The organism is Paenibacillus sp. 37, from assembly GCF_008386395.1.
In the GTDB taxonomy this organism is placed as follows: Bacteria; Bacillota; Bacilli; order Paenibacillales; family Paenibacillaceae; genus Paenibacillus; species Paenibacillus amylolyticus_B.
The window spans coordinates 2,147,422-2,166,135 of record NZ_CP043761.1; the positions used below are offsets into that span (position 1 = coordinate 2,147,422).

Below are 18,714 nucleotides of genomic sequence, written 5' to 3' on the forward strand. Positions count from 1 at the left end.
GTTAAAACACATCAGTATACTGTACATTGTACATCAGCCCAAGCAGCTTAGGAATACACTTTGTATCATGAAACAGTCTAATTTCGAATAAATTTCGAATTTTGGCAAAACAGGCATTGAAGAAAATCGGTTGTTTGATATCCAAAGAGAGTGGTAAATAACGAATAGAAGGTAGGACGCTGATAGAGACAGCACACTGAGGCTTAAGTTGCTGTTCATCGCAGAAGAATAATCTGAACTGTTCATGCCATCCTACAGAATGAGACTTTTTCAGAGAACGAAAGACAAGGAACGACACAGTTGAAGTCCATGTCTTCTGTAATCCAAATATGTTCACATTTTGAGAGGAGAATGTTAGATGTCAACCAATACACAACAAAATCAAAAAACAATGCCAGCACAGCACCAGGATCAACGCCCCGGAATTGAATCGGAGATGCATCCCAGACCGGAGTTTGAAAAGCCTGAATACAAGGCAGCAGGTAAACTGACGGGTAAGGTAGCGCTCATTACAGGGGGGGACAGTGGGATCGGACGTGCTGTTGCTGTTACGTATGCCAAGGAAGGCGCGGATATCGCCATTGTATATCTGAACGAGCACGAAGATGCCAAGGAAACGAAGCGTCAGGTCGAACAGGAAGGACGCAAGTGCATCTTGATAGCCGGAGATATTGGTGATGATGCCTTTGCGAAGAAGACGGTTCAGCAGACAGTGGATGAACTGGGCAAACTGGACATTGTCGTGAATAACGCTGCAGAACAGCACCCACAACAGAATCTGGAGGATATTACGCCAGAACAACTGGAGCGAACATTCCGTACTAATATCTTCGGTATGTTCTATGTGACGCAGGCAGCCCTGCCACATCTGAAGAAGGGCAGTACGATTATTAACACGACATCCATCACAGCCTATCGCGGGAGCCCGACCCTGCTTGATTATTCCTCTACCAAAGGAGCTATCACTTCGTTCACACGTTCTCTGTCGATGAATGTGATTGAGAAGGGGATCCGTGTGAATGCCGTGGCACCAGGTCCGATCTGGACACCGCTCATTCCATCCACCTTTGATGAGAAAAAGGTAAGCGAGTTCGGTGCAACGCAACCGATGAAGCGACCGGGACAACCGGATGAACTGGCTCCAGCCTATGTATATCTTGCTTCAGATGATTCCTCGTATGTGAGCGGACAGGTAATGCATGTGAACGGCGGTGAAGTGGTAAACGGGTAATTCTTTAAGATGCTTTCGGAATTCGTATAGGATTGAATATATAGAGAGACGTATCGCATTCAGCAAGGCTGAGCGGTGCGTCTTTTTTATATCAGGGGAATGTGCAAGTTTAAGATGCGGTTAGCAGCTGTTTACAAAAGTCTGCATCTGCGTTGATACATATATGATATTGTACGAATAGCCTTGCTGACTGGAATCTCCCTAATCTGTGATATGATAGATCGAGCAATTATACTCGGAGGGATAAGTCATATGAAAATGAGCAAACAGAATGCAGCGCATTATATATGGGGTGCACAGTGCGATGGCTGGCACCTTGTTCAAAACGATAAATTGAGCATCATTCATGAGCGAATGCCTGCAGGAACGGCTGAAACACGACATTACCATTCGGTAAGCCGTCAGTTTTTTTTCATCCTCAGCGGTGAAGCATGTATGGAACTTAATGGTGAAATGTTCGTGCTGGAAAACCATGAAGGAATAGAGATTGCCCCCGGAATGCCGCATCAAATGATGAATCGCAGCAACGAAGAAGTGGAGTTTCTCGTTATTTCCAATCCAGGCACCCGTGGGGACCGAATTGAACTGGATTCAAGGTAGGGCAAGACATAAGATGTTAATCTGATTATAAAGGAAGAGATAGATGAGACCGTTTCGAATTCGCCTTGCCATCATTATGATGGTGCTGATCGGTGTATCCGTCATTGTAGCTGGATATACGATGGGCAGAGTGTTTAAAACTACGCATATAACCGCATTGGAGCAAACCATGGTACGCGAGATTAATCTGCTCAAAGCCACTTTTCCATTCCATGATGCAAGTGATCCAACCTCGGAAGCCACGCGAAAGTATTATTCAGATCGAGCGCTGGAACTGGATCGACTGACGGATTCCCGTGTAACCTTCATCAATAAAGACGGCATGGTCATTGGAGATTCCGAGAGTGATCCGGCATCGATGGATAATCACTTGAACCGTGAGGAGATTAAGGGTGCCGTCGGAGATGGATACGGGCAATCCATACGTTACAGTGAGACATTGGGACAAGACATGCTGTATGTAGCGCTACCTGTGAATTCGGATCAAAGTGACATGATTGAAATGCCCAGCGGAAAATTTGATGGCTACATCCGCCTTTCAATGAGTCTGCATGCGGTTGATCAGGGCCTCCAGCGTGGTTGGATGATTATGTTTGCTGCACTTGGACTACTGTTCTTAATTGTCGCGTTTGTCAGTTATCGGGTTGCACGCGGACTAACCTCCCCCATTGAGCACATTACAAAAGTGGCTCATCGGATCACCAAGCTGGAATACGATGCGAGAGTTGATGTGACGCGTAGAGATGAGATCGGACAGTTGGGGCTTGCGATCAACGGAATGGCAGACAGCTTGCAGTCCCAGCTGAAGACGATTCGTGACAATGAAGCGTTGCTACAGAGTGTCCTTGCTAACATGACTGGAGGCATTGTCATGATCGATGCAGGGCAGTCCATTGCATTGGTTAATCGGGAAGCGGAGCGTATGCTTGGTATTCAGGCAGGAAAGGTTACGAGTAAGCCTTATACTGAATTGAAGAGACACTACGAATTAACACGTACCATTGAAGAGAGTGTTGCATTGAAAGAACGGATGCATGAAGAAGTGAGTGTGTTCAACCCGGAGGAAAAACTGATCCGTATTGATGGCGTACCGATGTCCGAAGATGATGGTAGTTATCGAGGCATGTTGTTCCTGTTGCAGGACGTGACGGCGATTCGCCGATTGGAGTCGATGCGCAGTGAGTTTGTCGCGAATGTCTCACATGAGCTCAAGACACCTGTTGCTGCGGTCAAGGGCTTTGCCGAAACGTTGCTCAGTGGCGGGGTACAGGATAAGGAAACGGAGCGTTCATTCCTGAAAATCATCTATGATGAAGGAGATCGACTTAACCGATTAATTGGGGATATTCTGGAGTTATCCAAAATTGAATCGAAACGCGCACCGCTGCAATGTTCACCTGTTCATGTACACTCTTTCTTCGAAATGGTGCTGGGCACCTTGTCCAAGGTGGCGGAGAAAAAGCAGATTCGTCTGGAAATGCATGTTCCGGAGGAACTGTACATTGAAGCGGATGAGGACAAGATGAAGCAGATTTTCATCAATCTGTTATCCAACGGAATCAATTATACCCCCGATGGTGGACGAGTGAAGCTACAGGTGACAATGGATAACGATGATGAAGTTGTCTTTGCGGTGTCGGATACCGGAATTGGCATACCGAAAAAAGATTTGCCGCGAATCTTCGAACGGTTCTATCGTGTTGACAAAGGCAGATCCCGTAATTCAGGGGGCACAGGTCTTGGACTTTCCATCGTTAAACATCTGGTGGAACTGCATCATGGCAAATTGTCTGTAGAGAGTGAGCTGGGCATGGGGACAACGTTCCGTGTGATCCTTCCATTCATTCAGGAAGAAGAGATGTAGGCGTCTGGTATCAAAATGTAAAAAGGTTGTATTGTTTTACACCGCGTTAACAAATTAGTGCTATGATAGAAAAAGTGTTGTGGCAACAGACAACCTATGAAGAGAGAAGGGGTATCATGGCACAGCGTTTACTAGTTATTGAAGATGAACCTACATTATCAAGATTACTCACGTATAACCTGACACAGGAAGGTTACGACGTTACGGCAGAGGATCACGGATCTGCAGGATATGATCGGGCCTTGTCCCAGGAATTTGATCTCATTTTGCTGGATCTGATGCTTCCGGGCATGAATGGTCTGGACATTCTGAACAAGTTAAGAATACAAGGTGTAAGTACACCGGTTATCATTCTGACGGCCAAGAACGGTGAAGCCGAGGTTGTACAGGGACTGAAATCGGGTGCCGATGATTATATTACCAAACCATTTGGTGTATCTGAGTTATTAGCCCGAGTAGATGCGGTATTAAGACGTTATTCCAATGGCGAAGATTTACCACAGCTTGAGGACAAAGATGGCTCACGAATTATTCTGGGAGAGCTGGAGATCTATCCTTTGAAATATGAAGTGACACTGGGTGGACAATCCATCAGTCTGCGTCCGAAAGAGTTCGAAGTACTTCTATATTTGGCTAAAAAGCCGGGTGTGGTACTGACAAGGGATGATCTGATGAACGCAGTGTGGGGCTTCGATTATATCGGAGGTCAACGAACCGTGGATGTTCACGTCAGTTCATTACGTAAAAAGCTGGAGTTGGACCCGGAATCGGTTCATATTGATTCCATTCGTGGTGTAGGTTATAAATTGGTTGTCAAAAGAAAAGCTCCCCATCATTCAAGTTAGCAATGATCGGGGAGTTTTATTTTACGTTCATTTAACATAAAGGAAGATTTTTCTTTACGTAGAGGGAGTAGCATGGACTTATCTGAGTGATACTTTATACCTACATAATCCACCTCAAGACGGAGGTATTACGTAAAGGAGATTGCGCATTTATGCCCATGTTGCTCGAAGTGAAACCTGACCACCCTCATGTTGTTTTACATAATGAAGATATAGCGACACCCGAACAGCAGCCTTGTGAAGTAAAGGTGGTTGCTGAAGAACCTGTAATCCATTTGCATGACTATTATCGTCAGGTACCTGTCGCCGGAGTCCATACCACCTGTGGAGAAGCTGCCGCGATGATGAATCAGGATCAGGAACACCCATGTATTGTGCTGTGTGATGAGCAGATGAAACCTACTGGATTGTTAATGCGAGAGACGTTATATCGGATGTTAAATGGCCGTTTTGCCGCAGATCTATTCTACCGTAAGCCGGTCAAACAAGTAGTGAATACATCTCCCGTTATTGCAGATATTCAAATGGAAGCCTCAACAATTATTGATATTGCACTTGGACGGGATGAACAGCATTTCTACGATTGTCTGCTGGTTACGGACCAAGGCAGACTGCTTGGTGTGCTGACGATGCGTGACGTAATGTCGCTATCTCGCAGATTGCAACAGGCTGTTACGGAAGAGCGCATACGTACAGTAACCGAGAGTAGACAGGAGATATCCAGAATCAACGATGCGGTCACCAAGCTGGTGAATGCAGCGAATCAGACCGTTCATGAGGCCCGTGAGATCATGGCATTGTCCAAGCAGGGCGAAGAGAGTTTGAAACACGTTGATGCTTCCTATAACCGGGTACATCAGCATATGGAGAGTCAAGGTCAACATGCGGATCACATGCTGAATTCGATCAAAACAGGCTCAGGCATGGCACAATCCATTCGCTCCCTGGCAGATCAAAGTGGTCTCCTCGCCCTGAATGCTTCCATCGAAGCAGCTCATGCTGGTGAATATGGACGAGGTTTTCAGATTGTTGCAGGTGAGATTCGAGCGCTCGCAAAACAGACCCGTGAGGTTGCGGGGAACATGTCTTCATTGTTAGAGAATATTGGTGGATTGACCCTTCAGACTGTTGAACTGGTTAAGGCAAGCGGAGCGGAGATTGACGACAGTTCGGTGCATGTCACCGCAGGGGGAGCAACGTTCCGACAACTGAACAGTGCGGTGAGAGATTTGTCTCGTATAGCAGAGGAGATCGCCATGGAAGGCGGGAAAGCTGGAGAAGTTGCAGAGCACATTCGTACGAAGCTGGATGAGATGGTTTCAAATAGTGAGTAATATAAAGTAGTCAATAAGGCAGACATCAGGAATCAGATTGATCCATCAAGCAGATCATGAAGGTTAAGGATGTCTTTTTTACATTCCGTTAACATGAAAGTGATACTGTTTTTACAATGAAAGGGTAGGATATTATAGATGGCCGAGCAGCGATGAATGATTATCAGTATCGGTCTCAACGTAAAGGGAGTTTCCGTGTCCCTGCAGCGAAGGAGAAGTGAACATCCATGAAGGACCTCATTCACATTGAAAATCTTAATTTATATTATGATACGCATCACGCGCTTAAAAATATATCGATGGATCTGCCGGAAAAAACCGTTACTGCGTTCATCGGGCCGTCAGGTTGTGGTAAATCGACATTGCTTCGCACGTTAAACCGGATGAATGACATGATTCCGGGTGTTCGTGTGGAAGGACAGGTTATGCTGAGTGGCTCCGATATCTACAGTAACGAGATTGAAGTGGAGACACTGCGTAAACGAGTTGGCATGGTGTTCCAACAACCGAACCCTTTTCCAAAATCCATATACGATAACGTCGCTTATGGACCGCGCTTGCACGGGGTAACCCAAAAGGCTGAACTGGATCAGTTGGTGGAACAAAGTCTTGTCCATGCTGCCCTATGGGATGAAGTGAAGGATGTTTTGAAAAAGTCGGCACTTAGTTTGTCTGGCGGACAACAACAGCGTCTCTGTATTGCGCGGGCGCTGGCTGTACAGCCTGACGTTCTGCTGATGGATGAAGCAACGTCTGCACTCGACCCGATCTCCACATTGAAGATTGAGGAGCTGGTGAAGGAATTGCATCACAAGTACACGATCGTTATGGTTACCCACAATATGCACCAGGCGGCACGGGTATCTGGACGCACGGTATTTTTCCTGAATGGTGAAGTGGTGGAGGCAGCTGATACGGAGACGTTATTCTCCACACCGCAAGATTCCCGGACCGAGGATTATATATCTGGAAGGTTCGGTTAAGCGAGCTGAATTGGAATGATCCCGGCATACCCGGAGATGATGGATAAGGAGGACATGAAATCTATGATTCGCAGAAAAGAATTTGATCAGGAGCTTGAAGAGCTGCGTACCTTGCTCAAACAAATGGGTGAACATGTAGGAGCAGCATTGGATGGTGCTATTGAGAGTTTACAAACGATGAACGCGGAGAAAGCTCAGGTCATCATCAAGAATGATGCGAATCTGAATGCCCTTGAAGACAAAATTATGGAACTTGGCTCCAAACTGATCATCACACAACAGCCGGTGGCGAAGGATCTCAGACGTATTATCGTGGCATTCAAAATCTCCAGTGATCTGGAGCGTATGGGAGATCTTGCGCTCGATGTGGCGAAGGTGACACTCCGGATGGATGGACAGAAGCTGATTAAACCTCTGGTGGATATCCCGCAAATGGCAGAAATCGTGAAATCCATGATTGATGAATCCATTGAATCTTTCCTGAAAGAAAACACAGATCTGGCCTATAAAATGGCTCAGACAGACGATCAGGTCGATCAACTGTACAGCCACATGATCAGTGATCTCTACACGTTAATGACAGAGCATCCTAATCAGGCTTCACAGGCTATGCTGCTGATGATGGTTGGACGTTACATTGAACGTATTGGCGATCATGCAACCAATATTGGTGAGAGCACGGTGTACCTGGTGACAGGTAAACGTCCGGATCTGAATCAATAGGAAGAGCATTACTTTGGAATTGGGGAATCAGTGCTGATTAAGTAATGCAATCATATGAATGGAAAAGAACTTTCTCTCAGGTAGACTGTGTACAGCTGTCTGTGGAGAAGGTTCTTTTTTGCGATTAAATGTGAAGTGAAAGAGGCTATTCTTTTTGATGTGACAGGTGGGTATGGTATCATGAGAGTAGATGTAAATTGAAGAGGTTGACCATATAATACGCGAGGTGCTGGAATGGACAAGTTTATTCTCATAGATGGAAATAGCATTATTTACAGGGCGTTTTTTGCAATGCCGCCTCTGACCAACTCGAAAGGTCTGCATACCAATGCGGTATATGGCTTCACCACGATGCTGCTGAGATTGCTTGAAGAGCATAAGCCTACCCATGTTATGGTTGCATTTGATGCAGGCAAAATCACGTTCCGCCACGAAGGGTATCAGGAATACAAGGGTGGACGGGAGAAAACACCACCAGAGTTGTCAGAGCAATTCCCTTTGCTCAAAGAACTGCTGAAAGGACTTGGCATCGCTCAGTTTGAGCTGGCTGGATTCGAAGCGGATGACATCATCGGAACGTTAACCAAACGCGCAGATGAAGCGGGCAGACAGGTGCTCGTTGTATCGGGTGACAAAGATATGTTGCAGCTCGCCTCCGAACATGTACATATCGGGCTGACGCGCAAAGGGGTAACCGATATTGAGCTGTATGATCCTGCTCAGATTAAGGAGCGTTATGGTCTGACGCCGCTGCAAATCATTGATCTCAAGGGCCTGATGGGCGATGCGTCCGATAATATTCCGGGTATTCCCGGGGTCGGAGAGAAAACAGCGTTGAAGCTGCTGCACCAGTTCGGATCGGTAGAGGATGTGCTGAACGGTACAAGTGAGCTGAAAGGCAAGATGAAAGAAAAGATCGAGGCCCATGCCGAAGATGCTCGGATGAGCAAACAACTCGCGACGATTCACCGGGAAGTTCCGCTGGAGCAGACGTGGGAGGATATGCAATTTGCTGGTTTAAAAGAAGAACATGCTGGCCCTGCATTGGCGAAGCTGGAATTCAAATCCTTGCTCGAACGCCTGTCGTTCAGTGGCAGCATTGGTTCTGAACAGGAAGCGGTCCCTGCTGCCGAGGTGGAGTCTTCCATAGCAACAGAGGACAACATAAGCGAGCTGTTCAGTTCCCTCGATTCCATTGATGTCCTCCATGTGGAGACACACGGTGATAACCCGCATCAGGCGAAACTGATTGGACTAGCTGTAGGTTCTGCTGGAACATATACGTTCTTATCTCCCGAATTGCTTCATTCCGAGGCAGCGGCTCCGGTGCGGGCATGGCTTGGTAATTCAGACCAGCCAAAGCGCGGGTATGATCTTCATCGTGTTGACCTAGCCCTGCATGCGCATGGCATTGAATTCGCTGGTGCGTCATTTGATGTACAACTGGCTGCGTATTTGCTTGATCCAACGGAATCCAACCAGACGATTAGTGGACTCACGACCAAGTATGGTCTGCCGTCACTTGTGGAGGATGACACGGTTATGGGCAAAGGGGCCAAGTACAAGGTACCCGAAGCAGCTGTGCTGGGCGATTTCCTCTGCCGGAAAGCTGCTGCCGTGGCAGCGATTATTCCGCTTCAGGAACAGGCGCTGGAGGGCGATGAGATGAACTCACTTTTCCACGAGCTGGAGATGCCGTTGTCGCGTATTCTGGCAGATATGGAGAAGCAGGGGATTAAGGCTAACACAGCCGATCTGCAGGCGCTGGGAAGTGAATTTGAAGAGCATATCAGCAGACTCATGGCTGAAATCTACAAGTTGTCAGGGACAGAATTCAATCTGAATTCACCGAAGCAACTGGGTGAGATTTTATTTGATAGACTAGGATTGCCAGTGGTGAAAAAAACAAAAACGGGTTATTCCACAGATGCTGAAGTATTGGAAAAATTGGCTCCTTATAATGATGTGGTTAAGCATATTCTGCAATATCGTCAGCTTGCCAAGTTGCAATCCACTTATGTGGAAGGATTACTCAAAGAGATATCCGATCGGGATGGCAAGGTGCATACGTATTATCGTCAGACCATTGCTGCAACGGGACGACTTAGCAGTCAATTCCCGAACTTGCAGAACATTCCGATTCGGATGGAAGAAGGTCGCAAAATCCGGAAGGTATTTGTTCCTTCCGAACCCGGATGGTCCATTTTGGCGGCAGACTATTCCCAGATTGAACTGCGTGTACTGGCACATATTTCGGATGATGAGCGCTTGAAGGAAGCATTTGTCAACGATATGGATATTCATACAAAGACCGCTTCGGATGTATTCGGTGTGAAGCCTGAAGATGTGGATGGGGATATGCGTCGTTCCGCCAAGGCAGTTAACTTTGGTATCGTGTATGGAATAAGTGATTATGGCTTGTCACAGAACCTGCATATTACACGTAAAGAGGCTGCCCAGTTTATTGATCAGTATTTTGAAGTGTTCCAGGGTGTCCGCCGATATATGGATGACATTGTGAAGGAAGCTCGTCAGGATGGTTACGTTAAAACGTTGTTGGAACGACGTCGTTACCTGCCAGAGATTAATGCCAGTAACTTCAATCTGCGTTCCTTCGCAGAGCGTACGGCGATGAATACACCGATTCAGGGAACAGCGGCAGATATCATCAAGCTGGCCATGGTACAGATGGATGAAGCGCTGCGGGAACGCGAGTTGAAGAGTCGTATGTTGCTTCAGGTGCACGATGAACTTGTATTCGAAGTGCCTGCGGATGAATTGGAACTGATGAAAGAGTTAGTGCCTTCTGTTATGGAAAAAGCATTGGAACTGTCGGTTCCGCTGAAAGCAGAAGTCAGCTTCGGTGATAACTGGTACGAAGCGAAATAAATCAAGCGCCGCGCGGTTTTTCCGGTATTTTACAAAAGGCCTTTCCATGTATGCGATATAAGAAAAGGGTCCCGCTGAGCGCCATCTTCCGTTATAATATAGGGGAGGTGAGAACATCATGCCGGAATTACCGGAAGTCGAAACAGTCAGAAGAACATTGAATCAACTTATTGTGGGCAAAACGATTGATCATGTTACCGTTAGCTTGCCGCGGATTATTCAGCGGCCGGACGACATAGATGCATTTGCAATGGAACTCGCGGGACATACCGTCATTGGGGTGGAGCGCCGCGGCAAGTTTTTGCGTATTTTGCTGGACGGGCTGGTGCTTGTCTCCCATCTGCGGATGGAAGGAAGGTACGGTGTGTACGAGCAACATGAAGATGTGGAGAAACATACACATGTGATCTTCCATTTTAATGATGGTACGGAATTGCGTTATAAGGACGTGCGTCAGTTCGGTACGATGCATCTGTTTAATGCAGGTGAGGAACTGGTGTCCAAACCTTTGCTGAAGCTGGGACTGGAGCCGCTTGATCCAGCCTTTACGGTAACTGCATTCCGCGAGGCGGTTGGCAAGCGTACAACCAAAATCAAGGCTGTACTTTTAAATCAGGCATATGTGGTTGGTATCGGGAATATTTATGTGGACGAGGCTTTATTTCGTGCAGGTATCCATCCCGAGACCATTGCCAAGACACTGACTGAAGCTCAGTTAACGGTACTCCATGAAGCGATTGTGGCTACGTTGCAAGATGCAGTGAATGCAGGTGGATCTTCCATTAAGTCCTATGTGAATGGACAGGGTGAGATGGGGATGTTCCAGCATCAACTGAAAATCTATGGACGCAAATCAGAACCTTGTACAACTTGTGGTACGTTAATTGAAAAAACGGTGGTTGGTGGCCGTGGCACGCATTTTTGTCCGAACTGTCAGCTGCTGTAACATGAACTGAATGAACGAAATGATGAAATCATAGCACCCTTGGATTCCTCCCTCCATATACTGATATGGCAGAAATAAGCGGGCGTATACCCATACTGGCATCTTCAGTTGGCACGAGTACCGCACAGAGGAGGAGTCCGGGGTGCTGCATCATTTTATTTCATTGCTGGCGCTTGCTTTGGCGCTTAGTTTAGATGGTTTTGGAGTCGGGATTACATATGGGTTACGGAGGACTAAGATTCCCCTGTTATCTATCGCTGTTATTTCGATCTGTTCGGGATTGGTTATTGCCTTGTCGATGCAAGTTGGTGTGCTGTTGTCCCATGTCGTGTCACCGGATATCGCTTCCATTGTGGGCGCCGTTATATTAATAGGCATTGGTGCATGGTCACTGTTGCAACTTATTCGAAAGCAAGGAAAAGAACAGCTGGAAACAGGCATCGTAACGGTTGAGGGAGCAGGAGAAACAACGGTTAATGCGCTGGGGAAAAACGTACAAGGGACGCTGCCGGATTCCAAGGGCAGGAATCAGGTACTTGCACTGGATCTGGAGCAATCGGCTTCGGGTGATTCTCTCGAACGAATGGTATTTACACTGGAGCTGCGTAAGCTGGGGGTCGTCATTCAGATCCTTCGCAGCCCTTCCAAGGCGGATATGGATAACTCGGGAAGTATATCTGCTCAGGAAGCGATGTGGCTTGGTATTGCCCTGTCTCTGGATGCGTTTGGAGCAGGTTTGGGAGCGGCACTTCTGGGATTCCCTACACTATGGACAGCACTCATTATTGCACTGTTTAGTGGGGCGTTTCTGTCACTCGGCATGAAGGTTGGACTACGATTCTCAGCCCTGCGCTGGATGCGAAGACTATCTGTATTGCCAGCACTATTGTTAATGATTATGGGAATAATGAAGTTGTTATGAGGTGAAACGATGAATATAGGCTTAACCGGCGGGATCGCGACAGGCAAAAGTAGTGTTTCCGCCTATCTCGCCAGTAAGGGAGCGTTGCTCATCGATGCAGACGTTATTGCCCGGGAAGTTATGATGCCCGGGCATCCCGTGTTGGCCGCCGCTGTTAAGCGGTTTGGACAAGCCATACTGAACGAAGATGGAACACTGGATCGGAAAAAGCTTGGAAGTATTGTTTTTCAACAACCTGAGGAACGAAAGGCACTTGAGGCTATTACACATCCGGCGATCCGAAGAGAGATGCGCGAACGGGCTGCTGCATACGAATTGCAACATCCGGATAAACTTGTGGTGTCTGATATTCCTTTGCTGTACGAATCGGGTCTGGAGGATGGTTTCGAGGAAGTCATGGTAGTATATGTCCCGAGATCGGTGCAACGAGATCGCTTGATGAGTCGGGATGGAATGACTGCAGCACAGGCTGAGGCTCGAATGGATGTACAGATGGATATTGAGCGCAAAAAGCAGCTGGCAGACATTGTCATCGATAACAGCGGTTTATGGACTGAGACGGAGCAGCAAATTGACTCATATCTACAGCGTAAGGGTTTGTTATGAAAATATTGCGTAAGAAACGTGTCCTGCTGTTGATGTTTGTGTCCTTTGTACTAGTGTTATTTCTGAATACAAACTGGATGGCATGGTTCTATCCGATTCATTATAAGGAAGAGATTCGTGCCCAATCTCAGAGTTATGAGGTTGATCCGTTTCTGATTGCTTCCATTATCAAGGTGGAGACCAATTTCAAGACAAGCAAAGAATCCAAACGAGGTGCCATTGGGCTCATGCAACTGATGCCGGACACGGCGAATTGGATACTGGAACAAGCCAAAATTCCCGACACTTCGCTGGAGGAATTGAAGCACGAGCCTGAACGCAATATTCAATTAGGCACATGGTATCTGCGGAATCTGTCCGATCAATTCGATGGCAATGAAGCAGTGATGATCGCTGCCTATAATGCGGGACCAGGCAAAGTAAACAGTTGGCTTAGAGATGGTGTATGGGATGGCTCGTTCGATACAGTGAAAGATATTCCGTTTGGTGAGACGCGTCACTATGTACAAAGGGTCATTTACTATTATAATCAGTATGTAAAGATCTATAATACGTTCTAAGTATATAAGTAGAAGCACAGAGCAGGCCGGTTATTCACCGGCCGCTCCATGCTCCTCTGTGTAGCGTATTACGATGCAGATATTATTGGTATTGACCTGCCAATTGCTGTTCTGCAATTGTTACCAGACGCTTCGTGATGTATCCACCGATCGAACCGTTCTCGTAAGAAGTCATGTTACCTTGGTATCCGTCTTGTGGGATGCTGATTCCGAGTTCTTGAGCAACTTCATATTTCATTTGCTCGAGTGCTGCGGAAGCTTTAGTTACCACCAGGTTGTTGGAGTTACCGTTGCTTTGTGCCATTGCTGTTCACCTCCTCGTGAGTTGGTAAAAGTATTATGTCTCGGCAATGCATTTTTCATTACAAAATCAAGACAGGGAATATGTGGTAAAAGTAAAACGTGGGAAGTGATCTGATTTGAAGTGTCCTTATTGCGGTTATATGGGTACCAAAGTGCTTGATTCGCGTCCGGCCAACGAAGCAAAGTCCATTCGTCGTCGCCGTGAGTGTGAGCAGTGTGCCCGAAGATTCACAACGTTTGAGATGATTGAGGAGACTCCACTTATCGTCATTAAGAAAGATGGCAGTCGTGAAGAGTTCAGCCGGGACAAAATTCTCCGCGGGCTTATTCGTGCCTGTGAGAAACGTCCAGTCTCCGTTGAGACTCTGGAGATGATGGTATCTGAAGTAGAGAAATCTCTGCGTAATACAGCTGATGCTGAAGTGGAGAGTCGCCAGATTGGTGAGCTATTGATGGAACAGTTGTTTCCAGTCGATGAAGTGGCATATGTCCGTTTCGCGTCGGTATATCGCCAGTTCAAAGATATCAATATGTTCATGAAAGAACTGAAATCCCTGTTGTCCAAAGATAATCTGGAGGATTAGTGAAGTGGGGAAAGGGAGAAGAGCAGTCTGGAGTTCCAGTCCGTGCGTGCCAGTGAAATCGATTGTTCTTCTCCAATCACTCTGGATCTTAAAAATTTGATTGACAGCGAAAGCTGGATTTTATATGATATAGGAGTCGCCTGTGGAACGTAGCAGTGTTGGACAAGTTTTCTATTTCATATCCTGGGGCCTTAGCTCAGCTGGGAGAGCGCATCGCTGGCAGCGATGAGGTCAGGGGTTCGATCCCCCTAGGCTCCATAATTAAGAACGCCATCACATTATTGTGATGGCGTTTTTTTTGTGGAGAAATAAATCAGAAACATGCATTAATATAAGTAGAATTTTTGGACTTGGGGACGAGCTTGGGGACGAATATTCTAGACGTCAAAAAAAGTACAGTTTGAAAACAAGGAGACCCTTCCGGCTAGATATTGTCCAGCCGGGAGGGGTCACCTTAATTCTGTATACGCTTTTACTTAGTCAGATATTCGACGAACCTTACAAAGATCGTAGCTACTTCTGCGCGGGAGGCGGTGGCTTTGGGAGCAACAAAGTTGCCCGGTTTGCCTAATACAATGCCGTTGCCTTGCAGCGCCTGAACGGCCTCCAACGCCCAGGAGCTGATCTCACTCTGATCCGTGAAGGACATAGAGTTGCTTTCAGGTATCTCATAGCCCTTGTACTTCATGTAATTGTACAGTATCACTAGCATCTGTTCGCGCGTCATCGGTGAATTGGGGTCAAACAGGTCTGCGTTTGTACCGTTGACTATGCCTTTTTCGGCCGCCCACTCGGCTGCCGCCGTGTACCACTGTCCGTCCTTCACGTCGCTAAAGCGGGAACTCGTGTAGCTGGAAAGGTTTACGTTCTCAAGATTGGCTAGTACCTGCACGAACATTGCACGCGTCATTGCGGTGCCCGGTGAGAACTTCGTGGACGTCGTGCCGTTGAAAAGATCGTAAGTGTAGACGAAATTTATATCGTTGTAGAACCATTCGTCCATGTTGGCATCCGTGAAAGGATTGCCTGATATCACGAGGAAACTCAGTGGGGTGGCGTCATCAAACGCCAGCTCCGTACCCTCACGGATGTTCAGCGATATGCCGTTGTCTAAGCCGACTCTTGCGCCGCTTGGTCCTACCACAACCGCTCCGCCGCTCCGTATCTTCGATCCGCCGTGGAAATACACCTGGTTACCGTTTGATAGGTTCCCATGCGCGTCTTTGCCGCCTATTGTGACCGTACCGTCGCTCGCGATCGTCGAGCCACCCGAAATGGTCACTGTACTGTTGCCGCCGGGTAGTGTCACTTCGGCGCTCTTGTCTGCTGGAATAGTTACCTTCCCGTTTGAGTCTATCGTTGTGCCTTCGGGTACCTTGATCTTCGTCCCGCCTTTGGTCGCAATCTCGCCGCCGCCTGGAAGGGTGGTGTTGCCATTTTTGTCTGTGACCGCGGGTTTATCCTTCGGTGTATTCACTGTGTAGGTCGACTTCGACGTTTGAGCGTCTGTCCCGGTGCCCGTATTATCGGTGTTGCCCGTATTACCGATGTTGCCGGTATTTCCGGTGTTGCCCGTATTGCCGCCAGAATCAGGTACAGTGGGAGTCGTCGTCTTCATCGGTGTCGCCGTAGCACTGATCTCCGCGCCGTCTCCCTTCGCGTTCACCGCAACGATCCTGAAGCTGTAGCTTTGGCCGTTTGTCAGGTTGTTGAAGGTATACTTGGTCTCCGCCGCATCCAATGCAACCGGTGTTACATTGCCATACCATACCTTGTAGCCCAATATCGAGCTGCCACCATCGTCAGCAGGAGCATTCCAGCTCAATGTGACCTGTCCGTCACCCGCTGTCGCTTTGAAGCCACTCGGTGCACCAGGCACGGACGGTTTTCTCTGTGCGAACATCCAATCAAAGACATCTGTGTAGTTGTTGTTCCAAGCTGGCAAGTTAGAGGACTGCGCCGTAGGTGCTATACTCCAAGTTCCCATAGTGATCTGGTTATAAAGAACCGCCGCTTCAACTTCATGCGCTATATAATCAGCCAGAACAGGTGTGTTGGCAGGATTCGGCCTCAGATTCGGCTGATCAAACTGATTGTAGGGCCACGTAAGTGCCTCATTACTCTCAAAGCGCGAAGCCCTCGCGTTGATCATTTTCGGCATATTGTTATTGATAAAGTTATTGAGGTTAGTCTGGTAGCCTCCGACATTATGAGCATTTAAAAACATCCAATAGGCCAGGTTGTAGTGAGCGTCATTGTCCTTAGCGTTCGGTGAACCGCTTACCGGGGCCATAGGTGCGGCGGCAGCGAAGAAGCCAGGGTAGCTGTTAACTAAGTTGTTCGTATACTGGCCGCCCCAGGAGAAGCCTGCTGCGTAAACACGGTTAGGGTCTACTTCGCCGCTGGCAATCAGGGCGTCTATGACCTTCTTAACATTCTCTGTGGAGGGAACAGATACGCCATTATAGGAAATATTCAGAACATGGCTGGCATACTTATCGGGATTTTGCTCCATCTTTTTCATTAAAGCGACGGAGCCGTTGGCGGATTTCATGGCAGCTTTTTGGTCTGTCGCAGCGTTTGTGCCGCCGCGTGACATGCCGTGGGTATATACATAGAGCGGCAATCCTTTCATCACGTTACCTCCGTCATCCTTGTGAAGGTAGAGTGAACGATTGACCGAATTGTCCGTGAATGTTGTAAATTTATCGAGGATCGGATTCACAACTTTTTCCTGTTCAAAAACTACGTTGTGAAGCGGATTCCCTTCTGTCAGTACGATCTCACCCTTTTGAGTAATGTTGTAAACCTGCTTTGTCGAGTTGCTGCTACCATCCAGCGTTGTACTGCCGCCGCTCTCTGAATAAAACTCAGACTCAACAACGATGTAACGACCGCTCGCCAGTCCGTCCTGATAATCTGGTGAATGGCTAATCGGCCCCACATAGCCGCGTACCTTCGGTTCATCATTAGCATACACCCTTGTGATCTTGCGTGGTCCTTCAAAGGTCACTGCTTCGCCGTTCAGGGTCGTGTTCCTAGCCGATAAGGCAAACAAGTCTGGATTAAGCGCGGAGCCTAACGCCGCCTTCCCCTCGCCTAAATCAATGATAACAGCCGTTGTGTACTCGCCACTGGCAAAGTTGTCATTCCATACAATAAAGGGAAGTATCCCCGCGTCCGGATCGTTTTTGAATGTCACATGAATGGTATGATCAGCCTCAATATTCGTAAAGGTATAAGTGCCAGCAGATAGAGTCAAGGTCTCGCCGTCTACTGTTACGGTATCCACAATTTTGCCGTAATCGGGGGTAAACGTAATTTCTTTGTCAGAGCCCCGATCTACTCTCAGAACATCGCCGGGTGGGTTCGACATGATTGAGCCGCCCGGTCCCGCAGTGGCGGTAATTGAAAATCTGGTGTCCACTTCATTGGCTGAAGTGAGCTGCAGGCTGTCTGCAAATGAATCAGAGCTGGTATAAGCCGCGTCCGGAACTCCAAAACAGGAAACGACTTCATAGCGGTCAGCGCCGTTTTCTGTCGAGTTATTGATATAGACCTCAAAGGTAAGGTTCCCCTCCTGTAAGGTCAGAGTTCTTTTTGGTATTCTCATTTCCACGATGTATCCGGTTTCCGTGATCTGGGTCCATGCAGCTCTGCCTGGAGCGGCCTGCCCTGAAAACACGCCCGTCGAGCTGACGCGCCATTGATTCGAGCCTCCGGTTCCGGCACCAACATAAAACTCCAGGCTGTCATACCGGTGATCTGCGCCAGCTCCCTGATATAGATGACTGTCATTCACAACTACGCGGGCATACAGGTAGTCATGATCCCAAAGAATTCTGGCTGTACCCATGGCATGGGGTCTGGGGTCGGTGGGTACCGTGCTTTTGTTGATGTGATGCTCCATGGTTTGGTCCCAGAGGGGATCGTTTGACCCGAGTTCGGGAGTTCCAAAAATGGCGGTGGGTGTTTCATTCGCTTCTGCGTTCTCGATGTTGTCAGTGGCGGCGGCATAACTGGTAGGCATTAGCGACGCCACCATGACCAAGCAACAGAGGAACGCGAGCATTCTGCTAAATCGTTTTGGCATAAATGAAAATCCTCCTTATTTTTCGATCCGGTGCGCCCGCGGCTTACCGCATCGTATTCGGACACGTTGTCCATATGACAAGCGCCCAACTATATATATTATGTTTATCTGGGGTTCAATCCTTTAATTTACACATAAACCATACGTAAACATCTAGAACGGCAGAGATGCCGTTTTATTGTTTTGATAATCTTGTACGCATCTGTGCATGTAGATTGCTTCATATGAATG

At 47.6% G+C, this 18,714-nt stretch carries 15 protein-coding genes and 1 tRNA gene; 14 read left to right on the forward strand and 2 right to left on the reverse strand.

The window, feature by feature from the left end:
• The first annotated feature begins 358 nt into the window (after window positions 1–358).
• The 12 genes from F0220_RS09760 to F0220_RS09815 all read left to right on the forward strand — a co-directional run bounded on the left by F0220_RS09760 (window position 359) and on the right by F0220_RS09815 (window position 13,503).
• The gene (locus F0220_RS09760; RefSeq protein ID WP_105598061.1) at window positions 359–1,231 is read left to right on the forward strand and encodes an SDR family oxidoreductase; all 873 of its coding nucleotides are present in this window, start codon (window positions 359–361) and stop codon (window positions 1,229–1,231) included.
• Between the two features lie 252 nt (window positions 1,232–1,483).
• Window positions 1,484–1,831 carry a cupin domain-containing protein gene (locus tag F0220_RS09765; RefSeq protein WP_105598062.1) on the forward strand — a complete coding sequence of 116 codons (348 nt, stop codon included), beginning with the start codon at window positions 1,484–1,486 and terminating at the stop codon, window positions 1,829–1,831.
• A 43-nt stretch (window positions 1,832–1,874) separates the two neighbouring features.
• Complete coding sequence (gene pnpS, locus F0220_RS09770; RefSeq protein ID WP_091014573.1) at window positions 1,875–3,695, forward strand: two-component system histidine kinase PnpS; 1,821 nt, start codon at window positions 1,875–1,877, stop codon at window positions 3,693–3,695.
• 116 nt (window positions 3,696–3,811) lie between these two features.
• A complete protein-coding gene (locus F0220_RS09775; RefSeq protein ID WP_105598064.1) occupies window positions 3,812–4,540 on the forward strand; it encodes a response regulator transcription factor in 729 nt (242 codons plus the stop codon).
• Window positions 4,541–4,692: 152 nt separating this feature from the next.
• Entirely contained in the window at window positions 4,693–5,874 is a 1,182-nt protein-coding gene (locus F0220_RS09780) for a methyl-accepting chemotaxis protein (RefSeq protein ID WP_105598065.1), read from the forward strand.
• A gap of 227 nt (window positions 5,875–6,101) precedes the next feature.
• Window positions 6,102–6,857 (forward strand): phosphate ABC transporter ATP-binding protein PstB, encoded by a 756-nt coding sequence (gene pstB, locus F0220_RS09785; protein WP_076209092.1) that lies wholly within the window; start codon window positions 6,102–6,104, stop codon window positions 6,855–6,857.
• A 63-nt stretch (window positions 6,858–6,920) separates the two neighbouring features.
• Entirely contained in the window at window positions 6,921–7,580 is a 660-nt protein-coding gene (gene phoU / locus F0220_RS09790; RefSeq protein WP_017689478.1) for a phosphate signaling complex protein PhoU, read from the forward strand.
• Between the two features lie 234 nt (window positions 7,581–7,814).
• A complete protein-coding gene (gene polA, locus F0220_RS09795) occupies window positions 7,815–10,469 on the forward strand; it encodes a DNA polymerase I (protein WP_105598066.1) in 2,655 nt (884 codons plus the stop codon).
• 118 nt (window positions 10,470–10,587) lie between these two features.
• Complete coding sequence (mutM, locus tag F0220_RS09800; protein WP_036669994.1) at window positions 10,588–11,415, forward strand: DNA-formamidopyrimidine glycosylase; 828 nt, start codon at window positions 10,588–10,590, stop codon at window positions 11,413–11,415.
• 142 nt (window positions 11,416–11,557) lie between these two features.
• Window positions 11,558–12,337 carry a manganese efflux pump gene (locus F0220_RS09805; protein WP_262928150.1) on the forward strand — a complete coding sequence of 260 codons (780 nt, stop codon included), beginning with the start codon at window positions 11,558–11,560 and terminating at the stop codon, window positions 12,335–12,337.
• A gap of 9 nt (window positions 12,338–12,346) precedes the next feature.
• Window positions 12,347–12,943, forward strand: coding sequence for a dephospho-CoA kinase (gene coaE / locus F0220_RS09810; RefSeq protein ID WP_105598067.1), 597 nt, complete (start codon window positions 12,347–12,349; stop codon window positions 12,941–12,943).
• Window positions 12,940–13,503, forward strand: coding sequence for a lytic transglycosylase domain-containing protein (locus tag F0220_RS09815; protein WP_062833563.1), 564 nt, complete (start codon window positions 12,940–12,942; stop codon window positions 13,501–13,503). The genes coaE and F0220_RS09815 overlap by 4 nt, the downstream gene beginning before the upstream one ends.
• A gap of 82 nt (window positions 13,504–13,585) precedes the next feature.
• Here the strand turns inward: F0220_RS09815 and F0220_RS09820 are convergent, their stop codons facing one another.
• Complete coding sequence (locus F0220_RS09820; protein ID WP_017689472.1) at window positions 13,586–13,807, reverse strand: alpha/beta-type small acid-soluble spore protein; 222 nt, start codon at window positions 13,805–13,807, stop codon at window positions 13,586–13,588.
• Between the two features lie 115 nt (window positions 13,808–13,922).
• On the opposite strand from F0220_RS09820, the gene nrdR reads away from it, so the two are divergent.
• Together nrdR and F0220_RS09830 are read left to right on the forward strand one after the other, a co-directional pair.
• On the forward strand, window positions 13,923–14,390 hold the full coding sequence (gene nrdR, locus F0220_RS09825) for a transcriptional regulator NrdR (protein ID WP_026081166.1): 468 nt from the start codon (window positions 13,923–13,925) through the stop codon (window positions 14,388–14,390).
• 185 nt (window positions 14,391–14,575) lie between these two features.
• Window positions 14,576–14,648: transfer RNA gene (locus F0220_RS09830), tRNA-Ala, on the forward strand.
• A 214-nt stretch (window positions 14,649–14,862) separates the two neighbouring features.
• Here the strand turns inward: F0220_RS09830 and F0220_RS09835 are convergent.
• Window positions 14,863–18,483: an S-layer homology domain-containing protein gene (locus F0220_RS09835; RefSeq protein WP_149846488.1), complete on the reverse strand. Its 3,621-nt coding sequence runs from the start codon at window positions 18,481–18,483 to the stop codon at window positions 14,863–14,865.
• Between the last annotated feature and the right edge of the window lie 231 nt (window positions 18,484–18,714).